Source organism: Solicola gregarius (genome assembly GCF_025790165.1).
Classification (GTDB): Bacteria; Actinomycetota; Actinomycetes; order Propionibacteriales; family Nocardioidaceae; genus Solicola; species Solicola gregarius.
This window is the reverse complement of the sequence record NZ_CP094970.1, coordinates 4,848,699-4,864,969: the sequence shown is the minus strand read 5'-3', so window position 1 is coordinate 4,864,969 and position 16,271 is coordinate 4,848,699. Positions and strand designations below refer to the sequence as shown.

Annotated in this window: 20 protein-coding genes; 5 read left to right on the top strand and 15 right to left on the bottom strand. The window is 67.8% G+C overall.

Translation table 11 applies throughout. The features are described 5' to 3' along the window. Positions 1 to 354 precede the first annotated feature (354 nt). The 12 genes from L0C25_RS23730 to L0C25_RS23675 form a co-directional block, all read right to left on the bottom strand. Positions 355 to 741, bottom strand: coding sequence for a DUF6093 family protein (locus tag L0C25_RS23730; RefSeq protein ID WP_271634305.1), 387 nt, complete (start codon positions 739 to 741; stop codon positions 355 to 357). Continuing rightward, positions 738 to 1,064 carry a hypothetical protein gene (locus tag L0C25_RS23725; protein ID WP_271634304.1) on the bottom strand — a complete coding sequence of 109 codons (327 nt, stop codon included), beginning with the start codon at positions 1,062 to 1,064 and terminating at the stop codon, positions 738 to 740. Before L0C25_RS23725 ends, L0C25_RS23730 begins: the two co-directional genes overlap by 4 nt. A gap of 2 nt (positions 1,065 to 1,066) precedes the next feature. Next, a complete protein-coding gene (locus L0C25_RS23720; protein WP_271634303.1) occupies positions 1,067 to 1,912 on the bottom strand; it encodes a phage major capsid protein in 846 nt (281 codons plus the stop codon). A 163-nt stretch (positions 1,913 to 2,075) separates the two neighbouring features. After that, positions 2,076 to 2,516 carry a hypothetical protein gene (locus L0C25_RS23715; protein WP_271634302.1) on the bottom strand — a complete coding sequence of 147 codons (441 nt, stop codon included), beginning with the start codon at positions 2,514 to 2,516 and terminating at the stop codon, positions 2,076 to 2,078. Then, positions 2,503 to 2,703, bottom strand: a complete 201-nt coding sequence (locus L0C25_RS23710; RefSeq protein ID WP_271634301.1) for a hypothetical protein — start codon at positions 2,701 to 2,703, stop codon at positions 2,503 to 2,505. The genes L0C25_RS23715 and L0C25_RS23710 overlap by 14 nt, the downstream gene beginning before the upstream one ends. Then, positions 2,700 to 3,293: a hypothetical protein gene (locus L0C25_RS23705; RefSeq protein ID WP_271634300.1), complete on the bottom strand. Its 594-nt coding sequence runs from the start codon at positions 3,291 to 3,293 to the stop codon at positions 2,700 to 2,702. Before L0C25_RS23705 ends, L0C25_RS23710 begins: the two co-directional genes overlap by 4 nt. Further along, entirely contained in the window at positions 3,290 to 4,585 is a 1,296-nt protein-coding gene (locus L0C25_RS23700) for a phage portal protein (protein WP_271634299.1), read from the bottom strand. Before L0C25_RS23700 ends, L0C25_RS23705 begins: the two co-directional genes overlap by 4 nt. Before the next feature lie 11 nt (positions 4,586 to 4,596). After that, a complete protein-coding gene (locus tag L0C25_RS23695; protein WP_271634298.1) occupies positions 4,597 to 6,069 on the bottom strand; it encodes a terminase large subunit domain-containing protein in 1,473 nt (490 codons plus the stop codon). A 421-nt stretch (positions 6,070 to 6,490) separates the two neighbouring features. Continuing rightward, a complete protein-coding gene (locus tag L0C25_RS23690) occupies positions 6,491 to 6,703 on the bottom strand; it encodes a hypothetical protein (protein WP_271634297.1) in 213 nt (70 codons plus the stop codon). Beyond that, positions 6,700 to 8,340 (bottom strand): AAA family ATPase, encoded by a 1,641-nt coding sequence (locus L0C25_RS23685; RefSeq protein WP_271634296.1) that lies wholly within the window; start codon positions 8,338 to 8,340, stop codon positions 6,700 to 6,702. The genes L0C25_RS23690 and L0C25_RS23685 overlap by 4 nt, the downstream gene beginning before the upstream one ends. Beyond that, on the bottom strand, positions 8,341 to 8,616 hold the full coding sequence (locus tag L0C25_RS23680) for a hypothetical protein (protein ID WP_271634295.1): 276 nt from the start codon (positions 8,614 to 8,616) through the stop codon (positions 8,341 to 8,343). A 1-nt stretch (position 8,617) separates the two neighbouring features. Continuing rightward, positions 8,618 to 8,803 (bottom strand): helix-turn-helix transcriptional regulator, encoded by a 186-nt coding sequence (locus L0C25_RS23675; protein ID WP_271634294.1) that lies wholly within the window; start codon positions 8,801 to 8,803, stop codon positions 8,618 to 8,620. A 91-nt stretch (positions 8,804 to 8,894) separates the two neighbouring features. Between L0C25_RS23675 and L0C25_RS23670 the strand changes: the two genes are divergently transcribed. Further along, on the top strand, positions 8,895 to 9,422 hold the full coding sequence (locus tag L0C25_RS23670) for a helix-turn-helix transcriptional regulator (RefSeq protein ID WP_271634293.1): 528 nt from the start codon (positions 8,895 to 8,897) through the stop codon (positions 9,420 to 9,422). After that, complete coding sequence (locus tag L0C25_RS23665) at positions 9,415 to 10,497, top strand: tyrosine-type recombinase/integrase (protein ID WP_271634292.1); 1,083 nt, start codon at positions 9,415 to 9,417, stop codon at positions 10,495 to 10,497. The genes L0C25_RS23670 and L0C25_RS23665 overlap by 8 nt, the downstream gene beginning before the upstream one ends. A 26-nt stretch (positions 10,498 to 10,523) precedes the next feature. Here the strand turns inward: L0C25_RS23665 and glnA are convergent, their stop codons facing one another. Continuing rightward, on the bottom strand, positions 10,524 to 11,942 hold the full coding sequence (glnA, locus tag L0C25_RS23660; protein WP_271634291.1) for a type I glutamate--ammonia ligase: 1,419 nt from the start codon (positions 11,940 to 11,942) through the stop codon (positions 10,524 to 10,526). Between the two features lie 144 nt (positions 11,943 to 12,086). On the opposite strand from glnA, the gene L0C25_RS23655 reads away from it, so the two are divergent. Continuing rightward, the gene (locus L0C25_RS23655) at positions 12,087 to 12,464 is read left to right on the top strand and encodes an RDD family protein (protein ID WP_271634290.1); all 378 of its coding nucleotides are present in this window, start codon (positions 12,087 to 12,089) and stop codon (positions 12,462 to 12,464) included. A 108-nt stretch (positions 12,465 to 12,572) separates the two neighbouring features. Here the strand turns inward: L0C25_RS23655 and L0C25_RS23650 are convergent, their stop codons facing one another. Next, entirely contained in the window at positions 12,573 to 13,265 is a 693-nt protein-coding gene (locus tag L0C25_RS23650) for a DUF4191 domain-containing protein (RefSeq protein WP_271634289.1), read from the bottom strand. 9 nt (positions 13,266 to 13,274) lie between these two features. After that, complete coding sequence (gene lipA / locus L0C25_RS23645) at positions 13,275 to 14,195, bottom strand: lipoyl synthase (RefSeq protein WP_271636895.1); 921 nt, start codon at positions 14,193 to 14,195, stop codon at positions 13,275 to 13,277. Positions 14,196 to 14,260: 65 nt separating this feature from the next. Here lipA and L0C25_RS23640 point away from each other — a divergent pair, with 65 nt between their 5' ends. Further along, positions 14,261 to 15,547 (top strand): sensor histidine kinase, encoded by a 1,287-nt coding sequence (locus tag L0C25_RS23640; RefSeq protein ID WP_271634288.1) that lies wholly within the window; start codon positions 14,261 to 14,263, stop codon positions 15,545 to 15,547. Then, positions 15,544 to 16,221 carry a response regulator gene (locus L0C25_RS23635; protein ID WP_271634287.1) on the top strand — a complete coding sequence of 226 codons (678 nt, stop codon included), beginning with the start codon at positions 15,544 to 15,546 and terminating at the stop codon, positions 16,219 to 16,221. The genes L0C25_RS23640 and L0C25_RS23635 overlap by 4 nt, the downstream gene beginning before the upstream one ends. The last annotated feature ends 50 nt before the right edge of the window (positions 16,222 to 16,271 follow it).

Sequence of the window (16,271 nt, the reverse complement as noted above, 5' to 3'; positions counted from 1 at the left end):
AAACGCAGACGAATCAGATGTCGAAGTAGAGCTCGAACTCTACTCGGCGTGTCGGCAGTGATTGGCAATCGTTGGATATGCACCCTGACCTGCACAAACGCCTATCTGTAGCGATTGGCAGCGTTGGCGGTTTGTGAACGTCTTGCGGACTTTCTGCGGACACCGGGACCCCACACGAGCAGTAGAACGCCACCCCCGGACGACTTCGGTTGCAGGGGTGGCGTTCTGTTCGGCGCTGGTGCGGTCGCCGCGGTCGAAAGGATAGGGAACCGCTCTCGCACCATCGTTCCGGTTCCGGCGGGTGAGCGACTTCATGGAGTCCCCGCGCGGGCCGGTGGCGTTGACGCCGGTCTTCTACGAGCTCGACTTTTCGGCGATGCAGAATCGAGCGATCTGCCACTGGTCGAGCCGCACGTCGGTGATGTAGACGAACGTGTCGGCGAGCTTGGTATCGAACGTGGACTCGACCTGCACGCGGTCGCCGATCCTCACGTCGGTGTCGGCGGGCAGCGTGACGTCGTAGCGGCTGACGGTCCACTGTGCGCCGCCGGCATCGAACTCGGCCGGGGTGGCGTACTGCGGGCGTACGAGCATCGGGCCGACGTACCGGTCGGCGAAGATGGGTGTCTCCTCGCCTGTCTCCTCGTCGAACTCGGTCTCGCCGGTGTCGTAGCTGATCGTGCCGGTGTCGGTGAGCAGGTCACCGATCCGGCCGCGGAGCAGCTCGACGTTGGGCCTCATAGCGCCCGCTTGCGGTACTGGTGGAGTACGGCGAGCTCGGGCAGGGTCCAGCCTGAGAATGTGCCGTGGCGGATCGTCAGCTCGCCGATGGACTCCTCGACGGTGCCGGTCGGATTGACGACGAGACGCGCGCACGAGGAGACGATGACGGCCGCGAGGTCGTCGGCCGGTACGTCGGTGGACGTGTCGAAGCCCTTGCCACGCGTGTATGCGCGCACCATCGCCCGGACGGTCGGCAGGTGCTCTGTCGCGAGCGCCAGCGTCGCGGCGTCCCCAGGTCTCCCCAGGAACGCCACGACGCCGGTAGCGGTCGGCTCAGCCATGCTCAGGCGCTCTCGGTGACCTTGACCAGCGCGAGCGGGTGCGTGAACGCGAAGCCCACGCGCATCGTGGCCTTGACGCCCACGCGATCGCTCGAGAAGTACGCCGACTTGTCGACTTCCAGCCTCGTGTTGTCGCGGACGACGACCTGCACGAACCGGGAGTCGATGCCGTAGATGGTGCCGGCGGTGACAGACGAGGACACGAGCAGCGGCACGCCGAGCACGGAACGACTCGTGGCGCTGGTCGCGTCCCGACCGAGCAGCGGCGCGTTGGACGCGGTACCTTCCTTGACCTTCGCGAGCACGAGCGCGGTCGCGGGGTCGGTGACGAACGACGTCAGGCTGCCGCCCTTCTGCTCCGACTTGCTGATCGCCTCGGCCGCCCAATCGAGGTTCGCCGGACCGTCGGCCGCGTAGTTCGCGGTCGACATGGTGAGCGCCTCGAGACCTCCGGGGCCGTTGGTGGTCGCCCCGTCGGCGTCGAAGAACGCTGCGTCGACCTTGCGGGCAATGTCGCGGGCGAGTCCGTCGCCGACGACCTGCTGAGCCGCGGGGCTCGAGTCCTCGGCAAGCTCACGAGAGATGATCGTCAGGCCGGCGACCTTGGACGGCGTGCACTCGAGCTCGTCCATCGTGGCGTCTGCCGGGCTGATCTCCGCGCCCTCGGCTACCCATGCGGCGGCCGGGTCTGCGGTGACGAGCGGGACTCGGTAGGTCGTGCTCCCGATGGTGACGACGGTGCCGATCTGAGCGGCGACCGATCCGTCGATGACTGGCTGGACGACGAGCGCGCCGATCTGCTCGGGGAGCAGGCCGCCTACGTCGTCGGTGGTGGTGTACATGGCCATGAGTGCGATTCCTCCGCTAACGATGATCACGAGGAGTCCTCCGGGATTCGGGGACTTCGGATGCCGCGGGCGGTCAACGCCTCACACGGTCTCGCTCTAGCGAGGGGAGCCGGGACGATGCCTGCACCTGTCCCGACTCCCCAATGGTACCCGACAGGGGTACCTAGCCGCGGATCACGCTCGCCCAGGTGGTCGACGTGTCGGACCCTCCACGGTTGCCGAGTCCGACGTCCCCGCCGTACGCGGCCTGGCCTAGGTGCGGCTTTGACTCGACGAGCTCGGCGACCGCGGCGGCGACCTTCTCGGGGTCCACGTTGCCGTCCTCGTCGAGCAGGGCGTCGGAGAACGCGAGGTCGGATCCGTCGTGGAGCTTGCCGGGTCCCGTCGCGAGGCGGGCGACCTCGGCACCCTGTAGTGAGGTCACACGCTCGAGCAGGTTGTCACGTTCGGCGCGGGCCTCGTTGCGCTCCACGCGGTAGCGTGCGGCCTCCGGGTTGCCCTTGCGGCCCTCGGTCTCCTCGGTGGTCTGCTCGTCGCTCTCGGGCGAGTCCTGCGGCGTCTCCGTGGCTTCGGTGGCCTCGGTGCTGGTGTCAGTGGTCATCATGGGGTTTCCTTTCGTCGTTGGCGATCGCGGCCATCTGGTCGGCCGAGATGATGAATCCGCGCACCCGGTGCCGGGTCACGCCGAGCGGTTGCCCGTCGAGGTCCTCGGTCATGGTGTGGATCGGGTCGTACTCGCGGGCGTGACGTCGCCACGCCTCGGTCCAGGTGTCGTCGGTCCGGCTGGTCATGCGGTCACCGGGACGGGTTCGCACTGGCATCCGGGATGCCGGTGGAACGGGGTGCCGGCCGCGTAGATGTACCCGGCCGGGTCGAGGTGCTTCTTCGCGAGCCAGACACACAGCTCGCAGGGGTCGGCGTCGAGGCCACGTCGGTAGCCTCCGACGCCGTGCTCGGCGTAGGCGCGTACGACGCCTTGCTGCATGGCGTTGACGGGTTCGGAGCGGGCCACCCGTACGACGCGAGGCTCGAGGGACTCCGGGTCGTCCAGGGCCTCGCTCAGCGTCGTGACCGCCTTCGTGAGGCGCTGGACCTCGGCTACGTCGTCGGGCAGGCTCAGGCCGAGCGGCGAGGCTTCAATGCCCATGAGGCGCAACTGTCGAGCGGCGTAGAGGTCGGCCACGACGGTGCCGCCCCGGTTGACCCGGATGAACAGACGGGCAAGCTGTGTCTGCCAGGCCATGTCTGACAATGCGCCCGCGATCCACTGCGCCAACAGTGCGACGCCTGCGCGCTCGGCCAGCGTCGCGAGGCTGTCGGCGTACTGCTGGAACAGCACGCCCTCGGCACTCGGCGGAACCTGCTCGGTCGGGGCCGTCACGACGTCACGACCTGACCGAGGTCGACTCCGAGCGCGTCGACCGACTCGACCCGGCGGGCCTGTCGAATCTCGGTGATCTCGTCCTCGGAGTACCCGAGCTTGCGCAGTGCGTACGACGCGGGCAGGACGCCGGCCTGCACCAGCTTGACTGCGGCGTCGGCCTCCTGAGCAACCGAACGCGTGGCGGCATCGGCCCAACGGACACGGACGTCTACGGAGCCGGGAGCGACCTTGCCGGCGACCGCGGCGGCCAGCCGCATGACTTCCTCCCAGCTACGCCCGAACGCCTGCTGGCGGGCCTCGGCGCGTGCGGTGAGTGCGGCCTCGGATGCGCGGATGGAATCGGCAGAGGTCGGGTTGTCGCCACCGATTCCGAGCATGTGCTCGGGAAGGCCGGACACGGCACTGATCTGGCGCATGATGACGCCGATCGCGTTCTCGTATCCCACGAGGTCGGATCCTGGAAGCTGCCCGAACTTGGCCTCGTGATTCTCCGAGACCATCGCCCGATCGCCCTCCGGGATGGGGTTGACGGCCTCGCCGGTCTCCTCGTCGGATTCAAGCTCAATTCCGGTCGCGAAACGCCTAGGTCGAGCGGTGTACTCGGAGCTCACGAGGAGATCGCTCGTCAGTTTCACAACGGCATCGGTCAGCGACAGGACGTCGGCCATCTCCGAGCGGCCGTCGTCGTCGAGCATCCGTGTGGCGTTCACGAACGGCACGACCGGTACCACGCCGAGCGGGTTCGGCAGTGGCGTGTCCACGACGCGCAGGCCGCCGGTAGTGGCTCCGCGGGTGTTGGCGCGTAGTCGGGTCACCTGGTGCGGTTCCCAGAGCGTGGCCTCGGTGGTCGAATCGGTGTTCCAGCGCTTCACCGCGGCGACGACACGACGAGTCCCGGGGTCGAGCAGGACCGTCACCTGCTTCGCCGACTCAGCCGAGATGAGCGCCGAGCCGTCGAGGTTGCCCCACACAGCCACGTACGACGTTCCGAGGCACAGGGCCTCGCGGTGTACGACTGCGGCGCGCTGGTCCATGTCGTTCGCCAGCCACGCCGGCCAGACGTCGGCCCCATCGAATCCGACCACGCGGAGACGTTCGGCGACGGCCTCGACAAGCAGGCGCGGGACGTTCACCGAGACGCGGTGCAGACGGTCACCGAGCGCGGTCCTCGCCTCCGGTGAGAGGAAGCTCAGCGGCTGGCATCCGTCGTAGTAGGCGTCCAGGCCGGCGTACGTCGACTGCGGCGCGTCGAGCTTCTTGATCAGGGTGTCGAGCAACTTGTCGGTCATGGGTTCTCCATTCAGGCCGCGAACGATCGCGACCGCTTGCGGGGCTTGCGGCCGAGCCAGACGGCTCGGCTGTGACACATCAGGGCAGCCGCCGCACAGTCGATCTTCTTGGCGTGGCGGGAGCGTGAGGTCTTGTCGATACGGAAGCCGCGCGTGTCCTCGCGCAGGACCGCGGCGGCGATGTGGGCGGCGAGCGTCGCGTCACCGGAATGGGTGAGCTGTCCCTCGATGGCGGCGTTGTAGAAGTCGCCCGTTGCCGCGGTGATCCGCGACGGCGACCACGGGAACTCCACGACCGGGAGACGCTCGGCCTCGAGGACTTGCAGGGTCCGGTTGTACCGGAACGGGTCGGCGACGACCTCGGCGACGTCCCAGCGCTGGCAGGCGTCGCGGATGGTCTGCTCGACCTCGAGGACCGGCACGCGCCACTCGGGATCATCGGCCGGCTTCTCCCACACCTTCACCACGTCGAGATGCGGGGTCGGGGAGACCGTCGCGACCACCAGCGCAGTCGAGTCGTCGCTGAACGATCCGTCGAGGCTGACGACGACGCGCGAGCCATCCGGGATCGACTCACCCGTGCTCAGGCCATCCCACACATGCGGCGGCAGAAACGAACCGTCGACGTCGACGGGTAGCTGACACAACCGAGCACGGCGGAACGTCGCCTCACGTGTCTTGGGAGGAAGTAGGGCCGTCATGGCGTCCTCGTGGAGGAAGTCTCCGAGCGCCGGGTTGCTCAGGTCCCAGCAGTGGCGACAATCCACCGGGTGATCCTCGAACCCTGCGGCTGACCACTCGCGGAAGATGAGAGAGCGGTCCTCGGGGTGCTCCGCGGCGTACTCCCGCAGGCTCAACAGCACTTGGTCGTCGAGGTTCGGGCCAGGGGTGCCGATCGCGACCAGTACCGACCGTTCCCGCTTGCCCTGCGCGAGCTGGACGACCTCGAACATGTCACGGGAGACGACGCCGGCCTCGTCCACGATCGCGAGCACGTAGTCGAGTCCCTCGAGCGCGGCGGGCGTGGCGGGCAGCACCTGGAACGTGGAGTCGGTCAGCGGCAGTACGAGCTTGTCGCGGTAGACGTGGCAGCGGCTCGACAGGTCCTCGGACAGCTCGACCATCCGGCGCGCAGCGGAGAACGCGAGGCCGGCCTGTCGTTCGTCCACGGCGACCACGACGACGTTGGCACCCTCACCCCACGTGAACAGGCAGTACAGGCCGAACGCCGCGTTGAGCGTCGTCTTACCCGACCCACGCGGCAGCATCTCGCCGACCGTTCGGGCACCGGAGTCGAGCACGTCACGAGCAATGTCGACCTGCCAGTCGCGCAGGTGGAGCTTCCCGCGCGCCCCGGTGCCCTTCGGCACCCTCAGGAACTTGTCCGCGAACGCCAGGAACCGCTCAGACTCGACCCTGCCCCGAGGCCGGAACGGCAGCGGCACGAGCTCGTTCTCGAGCTTGCCCTTGTTCCCGGACCTCACGAGCCCTCCCCGGAAGGTTGAAGGGTCAAGTTCATTTGCCCCTGCGCCTTGCCCCGCGGTCCCTGACCCTTTCCGGCGGGTGCTGTCCCCAGGGCCTCACGAGCGCGCTCAGAGCCAGGACGGGACGATCCTCGAGCCATCTGGCAGACCGGGCACAGCACGGCGACGTCACGGAGGCGGATCGGCTTGCCGGCGGCCTTGCGCCTCCACGCCTCAGGCGAGTGGTCGACGGACAGGCGATCGACTGCGCCACAGTCCTCGCAGACCGGAGACATGCGGCGTGCTCGAGCCGAGAGCTTGTCCCACTGCGCGTCATAGCCTCGTGAGCGAGCCGAGCCGCGTCGTACCTCCGATGGCAGCGGACCAGCACAGTCAGGGCAGCGGGTCGCGTCGGTGATCTCGCCGCACCGGATGCAGGGTTTCATCTGTCCATACCCACTCGCGTAAAGGGTCGGAACTGGCAGCAGCACTCGTCATCGGCCACGCAGTGGTTCTGATGCCACTTGCCGATGCTGTCGATCAGGTCGACCATCAGGCCGATGTCATCAACGGCGATGCGGCTATCGCCGACGAGGCGGATCGTCTGGCCGAAGTCGTCGGCATCTTCGAGTTCGATTGTCAGGCGCTTGGTCATGATGCTTCTTCCTCAGTGCCAGCCACCTGACTGCCACTGCCACCTATAAGAGGGGTGGCAGTGGTGGCAGTGTCACCGGGCTTGATGGCAGTCGTGGCAGTCGTGGCAGTCGTGCAGGTCAGGGGCGTTTCTTCGCTTGGCAGTGGATGGCAGTCCTCCGAACGGACGAGTTCGTGGAACGGGCGCTGTTTCGTGCCGGTGTTGGTCACGTGTCCGGCGTCTCGCAGCTCAGCTATGGCTCGGTAGTACGTGCGCTCTGGAAGTCCTGACGCCTTCATCAGCGGCGACGTGTGCGCACCGTCGGGGAAGGTGTTGCGCAGCGTGTCGAGCAGGGTCAGTTGGGACTCGGTGGTCTTGCTCGTGTCGATACCGTCGGACCCGACCAGCACGAGGGAGCCGGCGACGGACGACGTGCGCAGGTGCACGGTCACACCGTCCGGTCCGTCCTTCATCTTCGTGTTGGTCAGCTCGAGGTTGGCCTCGTCGCGCTTGGCGTGCCATACGAAGTCGGCGTCGTCCTCGATCCCGGAGTAGCCGCGGGTGTCGTTGTCGCCCTTGTCGGTGTGCGCGAGTGCGAGAGCCGATCCTTCGTCGGTTGCGCGCTTGATCCGATCGAGGTTGTCAACCACTGCGCCCATCTCGGATCCGTTGCCGTCTGCTGCACCGGCTACGCGTCGCAGCGTGTCCACGATGACGAGGCCGTAGTTGCCGTCCTCGACATGGGCGAGCAGGTGGTCGAACGCGGGGCCGGGCTTGTGCAGGTTCAGTGCGGAGCGGCGTACGACGAACCACTCGGTGTCGACCTTGAGGTCGTTCGCCTGCTCCCATGCGGTGACACGTGAGGCGAGTCCGTACGCGCCCTCACCTGCGATGTACAGCACGGGGACCTGCTCGACGTAGCGGCCCTGCCACGGTCGCCCGGTGGCGAGGCAGAGCGCCCAGTCGAGCGCTACGAACGACTTGTACGTGCCGTCACGGCCGCGGAGGATGCCGTATGCGTGGCGCGGGATGATGCCCTCGATGAGTGGCTCGGCTTCGGGCAGGTCGTCGAGCTCGTCGCGCTGTAGGAACTCGGCGTCGAACTTGGCCTCGTCCTCATCGGGGTCGTAGTCGTCGACGGGCGGGCGGTTGTTCAGGATGAGGTATCGGGTGGCGCGGGCGCGCGCGTCGTATCTGGCCTCAGAATGCTGGGCCGCGTGCCTGTCCAGGCCGTTCAGGAACTCGTTGATCGCGGGAATGGCCTCGTCGGGGATTCCGAAACCGGCGGGGATGCCGTAGCCGTCCTGCGTGTCGGCCAGCTCGTCGCGGCTCCACGCCTCCTCTACCCGCTCCATCTGATCCGGCGTGACGGTGATCTGCGCGTCGTCGAGGGTGTCGCGTAGCCAGCGGGCCAGCTTGTGCGGCTCTGGCGGCGGAGCCCCGTTGGTCTGGATCCGGACATCGCAGTGGATGCACCAGGGATGATCGCGGTGTACGTGTTTGCCGATGTGGTTCGCGGTCGCGTCGTCGACCACCTGGCGGATCAGCGCACCCCTCGACTCGGATGCGGTCGTCTCGCGGGAGCCTCGCCAGTCGTCGGGGTCCTTGAACGGTGGGTACGGCTGCCGAGCGGGCAGCGGGTACTTGACGTCGATCACCTACGCAACCTCCTCGTCGGTGACGCCGAACACGGCGACGGCGAACAGGTCGCGGAGCAGCTCGTCCTGGTCGAGGCCGTACCTCTCGATGAACGCGGCGTGATTCGAGCAGGCGGTCGCGATCTCGTCGCACTCGGTGGTACCGACCGCGTTGAACGTGGCGGCACGACGGCGGTAGTACCAGACCGATGCGTCGGTCAGCGCCGACTGGATCACTCTGCGCTGGAAGTTCGCCACGTACGCGTCGCGATCCGCACCCCCTCGCGAAGCCGCCATGTCACGCGGTCGCCTTGTCGTCGAACTGCGCGTCGATCCACGCGATGACGTCGACCTCGCGGTAGACGACGCGCCGGCCGAGCTTGGCGGACTTCGGGCCGGTGCCCTGATGCCGCCAGAACCGCAGGGTGGCCTCGGGGATGCCGGTCAGATCGCTGACCTCCGAGACTCGAAGTAGCTTCGTCATGCTCACAACCTCCTGGTGTGGATAAGCACACCATAACGGTACACACCAACAACGCGTGAACCAACACGCCGAGATGGTGTATGTTGTGGCTATGACTGATGAGCGATTGAACGAGGCGGTAGGCGCTAACATCCGAAAGCTGCGCCAGGCGGTCAACATGTCGCAGACCGAACTCGCCAGCCACGTCGACGAGAGCTTCCGACAGCAGACGATCCTCAAGATCGAGAAGGGCTCTCGTCCGCTGAAGCTGACCGAGGCGGTCGCGATCGCGGAGGCTCTCTCGGTCAGCGTCGAGTACCTGTATCAGCCCGACGTCGAGCCCGCCGAGAAGGTGAGCCAGGTCCTGCGACAGCTCATCGACACTGCCGAGAGCGCTCGCGCCAGCATCGCGAGCTTGGAATATCTGCGGCGCTCGCTCGCCTTCCTGGTCGAGAAGCATGCCGGGGAGCTGCCCGCGCAACTGCGTGAGCACGCTGACGATTGGGCCGGCGACAGCCTCGCGAGCGATGTAGCCGCTCGGGGAGTCCGCGACTTCGAGGACAGTCCGATCGGGCGCGGCGGCATCACAGCCGTGCACACCGATCCACGTGCGGCATGGGGTGACGAGACCGATGAGTAGCAGCAGCATCAAGAAGCGCCCGAGCGGTCGCTGGCGTGCGCGCTACCGGGACGGGGCAGGCAAGGAACACGCCCGACACTTTGCCCGTCGCGTGGAGGCGAAGGACTGGCTCGACGAGCAGACTTCGAAGCTGGTCACCGGGACGCACGTTGCGCCCAAGACCGCGAAGACGACCGTGGGTCAGTGGTGCGATATCTGGATCGAGGGCTACCGAACACGCCGAGACTCCACCGTCCGACAGGCCGAGGTTCACATCGCGGTGATCCGCGAGCACTTCGAGGCGATGCGGCTGGACGCGGTACGCCCGTCGCACGTCCGATCCTGGTGCGCGAAGCTCAAGGCCGAGGGCAAGGCGGAGTCGTACGTGTACGCCCTTCACGCTCGTCTCTCGCAGTTGTACGACGACGCCGTGCACGACGGGGTAGTGGCGCGGAATCCGTGCTCGCGGCGTACGTCGCCACCGATGGGCAAGCAGCGGCCGTACGTCGCGACGACCGAGCAGGTGTGGGCGCTGCACGACGCCATGCCTGAGCACCTGCGGCCGGCGATCCTGCTCGGCGCGTTCGTCGGGCTCCGGGTCGGTGAGACGTGCGGGCTGCGGGTCGGTGACGTCGACTTCATGCGTGGCATCGTCACGCCCGCGGTGCAGTACCCGTCCGAACCGCTCAAGACCGAGACGTCGAAGACGGCCGTACCGATCCCGCGGTCGTTGGCGGTCGAGCTGTCTAAGGCGGTTGGCGATGCCGAGACGCTGCTCACGAACATGTGGGGCAAGCAGCTCGCGCCGTGGACCCTCGAGCTGGCCTTCCGTGAGGCCAGGGGCAAGGTCGACCGCCTGCCTGCGGGCTTCCGGTATCAAGACCTGCGGCACTACCTCGCGTCGCTACTCATCGCGTCCGGTGCCGACGTGAAGGTCGTTCAGGCCAGGATGCGGCACGCGTCAGCGAAGACGACGCTCGACACGTACGCGCATCTCTGGCCCGACTCGGACGACTCCACGCGAGCCGCAGTCGACGGCGTGCTCGCGGCACGGACGTCGATTCCTGCGGACAATCTGCGGACTAGCGAGGCGTGAGACCCCGGAATTCCGGGGCAGAACGCCTAGATGTCGAAGTAGAGCTCGAACTCATGCGGGTGCGGCCGCAAGGCCAGCGGCTCGATCTCCTGGGTGCGCTTGAAGTCGATCCACGTCTCGATCAGGTCAGGCGTGAAGACGTCGCCCTGGGTGAGGAACTCGTGGTCGTTCTCGAGGGAGTCGAGGACAGACGTGAGCGAGGTCGGGACCTGCTGCACCTGGGCGTGCTCGTCGGGCGGGAGCTCGTAGAGGTCCTTGTCGATGGGCTCGGGCGGCTCGATCTTGTTGCGGATGCCGTCGACGCCGGCGAGGAGCAGCGCGGAGAACGCGAGGTACGGGTTGGCCGACGGGTCGGGGCAGCGGAACTCGATGCGCTTGGCCTTCGGGTTGGCGCCGGTGATCGGGATTCGTACGCACGCGGAGCGGTTGCGCTGGCTGTAGACCAGGCTGACCGGGGCCTCGAAGCCCGGCACGAGGCGGTGGTACGAGTTGACCGTCGGGTTGGTGAAGGCGAGCAGGCTCGGCGCGTGGCGCAGGATGCCGCCGATGTAGTAGCGCGCCATGTCCGAGAGTCCGGCGTACCCGGCCTCGTCGTAGAACAGCGGCTCGCCGCCGGCCCAGATCGACTGGTGGCAGTGCATCCCGGAGCCGTTGTCGCCGAAGATCGGCTTGGGCATGAACGTCGCCGTCTTGCCGGCGCCCCAGGCCGTGTTGCGGATGATGTACTTGAACTTCATCACGTCGTCGGCGGCGGCGAGCAGCGTGTTGAAGCGGTAGTTGATCTCCGCCTGGCCCGCGGTGCCGACCTCGTGGTGCGCGCGCTCGACCGTGAGACCGGCCTGCTCGAGGTTGTAGACCATGTCGCCGCGCAGGTCGGCGAAGTGGTCGGTCGGGGTGACCGGGAAGTACCCGCCCTTGTAGCGGACCTTGTAGCCGCGGTTCTCCTCCTCCTGGCCGGTGTTCCAGGCGGCCGCGGCCGAGTCGATCTCGTAGTAGCCACGATTGGCGCTCGTCTCGAACCGCGCGCTGTCGAAGATGTAGAACTCCGCCTCGGGCGCGAAGAAGGCCGTGTCGCCGATGCCGGTGCTCGCGAGGTACGCCTCCGCCTTGCGGGCGATGTTGCGCGGGTCGCGCGAGTACGCCTCGCCGGTGAGCGGATCGTGGATGAAGAACTCCATCGCGAGCGTCGGGCGCTCGCGGAACGGGTCGCGGTACGCGGTGCTCGCGTCGGGGAACAACGCCATGTCCGACTCGTGGATGGCCTGGAACCCGCGTACCGACGAGCCGTCGAACATCAGGCCCTCGTCGAAGACCTCGGGGCCGAACGACGAGATCGGGACGCTGAAGTGCTGCTGGATGCCCGGCAGGTCGGTGAAGCGGACGTCGACGAACTCGATGCCCTGGTCGCGGATGTAGCTGAAGAGTTCGTCCTTGTTGGCGAACATGTGGCCTCCTCGCCCCGCCCGGGGCGTTCCATCGAATCGTGGTGGCGTTGCCACTCGAACGTACGGCGACGCCGTTTCTCGACCATGACTCGGGTGTTTCGCCCATGTTACGGAGGCCGAGGACGCCCGCGATAGTGTCGCAGCGTGTCCGAAAGTGCCCAAGCGCTGCAGGCCGCGGGCTGGCCGCGCCGGATCATCGCGCTGTTCATCGACTGGTTCGTCGCGCTGCTGACCGTGTCCGCGATCGCGGGCACGCCGATCTGGGAGTCGAACACCAGCTCGTGGTGGAACCTGCTCGCGTTCTTCGTCGAGGTCTCGGTGCTCACCGGGCTGCTCGGCTACTCGATCGGCCAGCGCATCGCGGGCGTCAAGATCGTACGCGTCGACGGTGCCCAGCTCGATCCGCTGCGCGCGGCCGTACGTACCGCGCTGATCTGCGTGATCATCCCGCCGCTGATCAACGACGAGCGCCGACGCGGGCTGCACGACCGAGCGGTCGGGTCCATCGCCGTACGCCGCTGACCGCGAGGCCGCACCCGCTGGGCCGCACGTTTCGGCCGCGCCGAACGGATCCGGCAGGGCCGAAACGTGCGGCCCAGCGGGCGCGGGCGGCGGCGGGTGCGGGATACCTCAGCGGCCCTGCATCAGCTTGCGGGCGCCCTTCATCGAGGTCGGGACCGGGCCGTGCGGCACCGGCGCCTGCGGGCGCATCGCGTCGAGGGCGCGCAGCCGCTGCATCAGCTCGGTGATCTCGGCCGGCGTCGTCGACTTCGGCAGCTTCTGGATGTGCTTGATCAGCTTCGGGATCTTCACCTGGCCGTCATCGTCGCCAACGACGATATCGATGATCGGCACCCCGCCGGCCACCCGCGCGTGCTTCTTCTTCTCGGCCGCGAGCAGGTTGCGTACGCGCGTGGGTACGCCCTCGCCGACGAGGATGATGCCGGGCCGGCCGACGACCCGGTGCAGCACGTCTTGGTTCTTGGTGAACGCGACGGCCGTCTTCACGTGCCAGCCGCGCTTCAGCATCTGCAGCGCACCCGCGGCGGCCCCCACCTGCCCGTCGATCTGGGCGTACGCGGCCTTCTCGGCGCGCCGGCCGAACACGATCACCGCGGCCAGGAAGCCCGTCAGGATGGCCAGCGGGATCGCCAGCCACAGCCCCATGATGACGTAGCCGAGAGCGCCGAAGATGCCTCCGACGACGACGAACCACGCCAGCAGGCGTAGACCGATGAACCTCTCGGAGCGCTTGGTGATGCGGTACGCCTGCGCGATCTGGCGCAGCCGTCCCTTCGGGGGCTCTGCGGCGGGAGTGGACATGGTCCAAGCCTACGCGCTCGCGGCCTCGTTCTGCTCGCCGCGTGCCTCGATCGCCTGCTGGTAGAGCCGGCCCGCGCGGTACGAGGAGCGTACGAGAGGCCCCGACATGACACCGGCGAAGCCGATCTCGTCGGCCTCGTCCTTGAGCTCGACGAACTCCTCGGGCTTGACCCACCGCTCCACCGGATGGTGCCGCGGCGACGGCCGGAGGTACTGCGTGATGGTCAGCAGCTCGCAGCCGGCGTCGTACAGGTCACGCATCGCCTGCGAGACCTCGGAGCGCTCCTCACCCATGCCGAGGATGAGGTTCGACTTCGTCACCAGCCCGTACGCGCGCGCCTGGCGCAGCACGTCGAGCGAGCGGTCGTAGCGGAACGCGGGCCGGATCCGCTTGAAGATGCGCGGAACGGTCTCGACGTTGTGCGCCAGCACCTCGGGCAGCGAGTCGAAGACCTGCTCGAGGAGATCGGGCTCGCCGTTGAAGTCGGGGATGAGGTTCTCGACGCCGGTGTCGGGGTTGAGCTCGTGGATCTGGCGCACCGTCTCGGCGTACAGCCAGGCGCCGCCGTCGGGCAGGTCGTCGCGTGCGACACCGGTGATGGTGGAGTAGCGCAGCTGCATCTGCTGGACGCTCTCGGCGACTCTGCGCGGCTCGTCGCGGTCGAGGTCGGCCGGCTTGCCGGTGTCGATCTGGCAGAAGTCGCACCGCCGGGTGCACTGCTCGCCGCCGATCAGGAACGTCGCCTCGCGGTCTTCCCAGCATTCGTAGATGTTCGGACAGCCGGCCTCCTGACAGACTGTGTGGAGACCCTCGCTCTTCACGAGATCCTGTAGCTCCCGGTACTGCGGACCCATCTTCGCGCGGGTCTTGATCCACTCCGGCTTCTTCTCGATCGGAGTCTGGCTGTTGCGTACCTCGAGGCGGAGCATCTTGCGGCCGTCAGGTGCGATAGTCACGCGGACCAGCGTACGCGGTGGTCGGTAGGGTCGGGCGGGTGGCGACGAACCGTGAGACCTGGCTCCGCGACCGGCCGACGCCGCGTGAGCGGCGCAACGACGTCGTCGTCGGCGTATCGCTGGCGGCGCTGAGCGCGCTCGCGATCGAGCTGCTGCACAGCGCCAACCCGACCGCGGAGCTCGGCTGGAACGACATCGAGGCGTACCTCTGGTCGGCCGCGCTCGGGCTCGTCCTCTGCGTACGCCGCACGTTCCCGCTGAGCGTGCTCGTACTCTCGGCGCTACTGTTCTTCGCGGTCGGTCACCGTGCGCCGTACTTCGGCATCTCGCTGCCCGTCCAGATCTGCCAGTTCCTGGCGATGTACTCGGCATGGGCGTGGTCGCGGAACCGGCCGGCCCTGCGCTGGACCTCGGCCCTGGTCGTCATCGGGATGTTCGTCTGGGTCGTCTGGCAGTTCGCCGTCGAGGACTACGGCGCCGGGATGCCGACGGTCGGCATCTTCTCGCCCCTCATCGCGCTCGCCGTCTACCAGATCGGCGCGAACGTCGTCTACTTCTTCGGTGCGATCGCATTCGGCCTCGTGTCGTGGCGCGGCGCTCGCCAACGCGAGGAGCTGCAGGCGTACGCCGAGCGGCTGCGCCTGGAGCAGGAGTCGAATGCTCGCCGGGCCGTCGCCGAGGAGCGCGTACGCATCGCGCGCGAGCTGCACGACGTGGTCGCGCACCACGTCAGCAGCATCGGCGTACAGGCCGCGGGCGCACGACGGCTGCTGGACCGCGCGCCCGAGTCGGCGTCCGACGCTCTGCGGACGATCGAGGGCTCCAGTCGTACGGCGGTCTCGGAGATGCACCAGCTGGTCGGGCTGCTCCGCGCGTACGACGCCGATGTCGCCGCGCACGTGGGCGGCGACCGGTCTCCTCAGCCGGGCATCGACGACCTCGAGCGGCTCGTGTCCGAGACGTCCGGCGAGGGCCCCACGGTCGAGCTCGGCGTCGTGGGTGAACCGTTCGACATCTCCGGCACCGCCGGCCTGTCGATCTACCGCACGGTGCAGGAGGCGCTGTCGAACGTACGCGCGCACTCCACCGCGACGACGGCCAGAGTCGTCCTGCGGTACCTGTCGGAGGACTCAACGCGCCGCGTCGAGGTCGAGGTCACCGACGACGGGTCGCCGCGTAAGACGGCCGTTGTACGCGAGGGCGGCTGGGGCCTACAGGGCATCAAGGAACGCGCCCAGCTGCATCGCGGCGAGTCCGAGATCGGGCCGCGTCCGAGTGGTGGGTTCCGAGTACGCGTACGCCTGCCGTTGGAGGAAGCACGATGACCGATGACGGCGGGCCGATCCGGGTACTCCTGGTCGACGACCAGGACCTCATCCGTGCGGGGTTCCGGATGATCCTCTCGGTCGAGGACGACATCGAGGTCATCGGCGAGGTCGCCGACGGCCGCGAGGCGATCGAGGCGACGATCCGTGACGAGCCGGACGTCGTGCTGATGGACGTGCAGATGCCCGGCATGGATGGCATCGAGGCGACCCGTGAGATCGTCGCGCGTACGTGCGAGCCGAAGGTCGTCATCCTGACCACGTTCGACAGCGACGAGTACCTCTTCGAGTCGCTGCAGGCGGGCGCGAGCGGGTTCCTGCTCAAGAACAGCGACCCGGACGATCTCGTCTCGGCGATCCGGTCGATCGCGGACGGCTATGCCCTGCTGGCGCCTGAGGTCACCCAGCGGGTGATCACGCGCTTCGCCCGCACGCCCGGGCAGGTCGTACGCGACGCGGACCGGATGGCGGAGCTGACCGAACGCGAACGCGACGTACTCGTGCTGATGGCGCGCGGCCTGAGCAACGCAGAGATCGCGGCCGAGCTCGTACTCGGCGAGGCCACGGTGAAGACCCACGTCTCGCGGATCCTGATGAAGCTCGACGTGCGCGACCGGGTCAAGGCGGTCGTCGCGGCGTACGAGTCCGGTTTGGTCGCGCCGCAAGGCGGCTGAGCCGGGCCGCGCGGCAGACACGAGAATGGTCTTTTGACCGCCTCTGGCCG

Bases quoted from the DNA above. Each gene is read 5' to 3' on its own strand.
- L0C25_RS23730 (WP_271634305.1), bottom strand. From the start codon at position 741: ATGAGGCCCAACGTCGAGCTGCTCCGCGGCCGGATCGGTGACCTGCTC.
- L0C25_RS23725 (WP_271634304.1), bottom strand. From the start codon at position 1,064: ATGGCTGAGCCGACCGCTACCGGCGTCGTGGCGTTCCTGGGGAGACCT.
- L0C25_RS23720 (WP_271634303.1), bottom strand. From the start codon at position 1,912: ATGGCCATGTACACCACCACCGACGACGTAGGCGGCCTGCTCCCCGAG.
- L0C25_RS23715 (WP_271634302.1), bottom strand. From the start codon at position 2,516: ATGATGACCACTGACACCAGCACCGAGGCCACCGAAGCCACGGAGACG.
- L0C25_RS23710 (WP_271634301.1), bottom strand. From the start codon at position 2,703: ATGACCAGCCGGACCGACGACACCTGGACCGAGGCGTGGCGACGTCAC.
- L0C25_RS23700 (WP_271634299.1), bottom strand. From the start codon at position 4,585: ATGACCGACAAGTTGCTCGACACCCTGATCAAGAAGCTCGACGCGCCG.
- L0C25_RS23690 (WP_271634297.1), bottom strand. From the start codon at position 6,703: ATGACCAAGCGCCTGACAATCGAACTCGAAGATGCCGACGACTTCGGC.
- L0C25_RS23680 (WP_271634295.1), bottom strand. From the start codon at position 8,616: ATGGCGGCTTCGCGAGGGGGTGCGGATCGCGACGCGTACGTGGCGAAC.
- L0C25_RS23675 (WP_271634294.1), bottom strand. From the start codon at position 8,803: ATGACGAAGCTACTTCGAGTCTCGGAGGTCAGCGATCTGACCGGCATC.
- L0C25_RS23670 (WP_271634293.1), top strand. From the start codon at position 8,895: ATGACTGATGAGCGATTGAACGAGGCGGTAGGCGCTAACATCCGAAAG.
- L0C25_RS23665 (WP_271634292.1), top strand. From the start codon at position 9,415: ATGAGTAGCAGCAGCATCAAGAAGCGCCCGAGCGGTCGCTGGCGTGCG.
- glnA (WP_271634291.1), bottom strand. From the start codon at position 11,942: ATGTTCGCCAACAAGGACGAACTCTTCAGCTACATCCGCGACCAGGGC.
- L0C25_RS23650 (WP_271634289.1), bottom strand. From the start codon at position 13,265: ATGTCCACTCCCGCCGCAGAGCCCCCGAAGGGACGGCTGCGCCAGATC.
- lipA (WP_271636895.1), bottom strand. From the start codon at position 14,195: ATGCTCCGCCTCGAGGTACGCAACAGCCAGACTCCGATCGAGAAGAAG.
- L0C25_RS23635 (WP_271634287.1), top strand. From the start codon at position 15,544: ATGACCGATGACGGCGGGCCGATCCGGGTACTCCTGGTCGACGACCAG.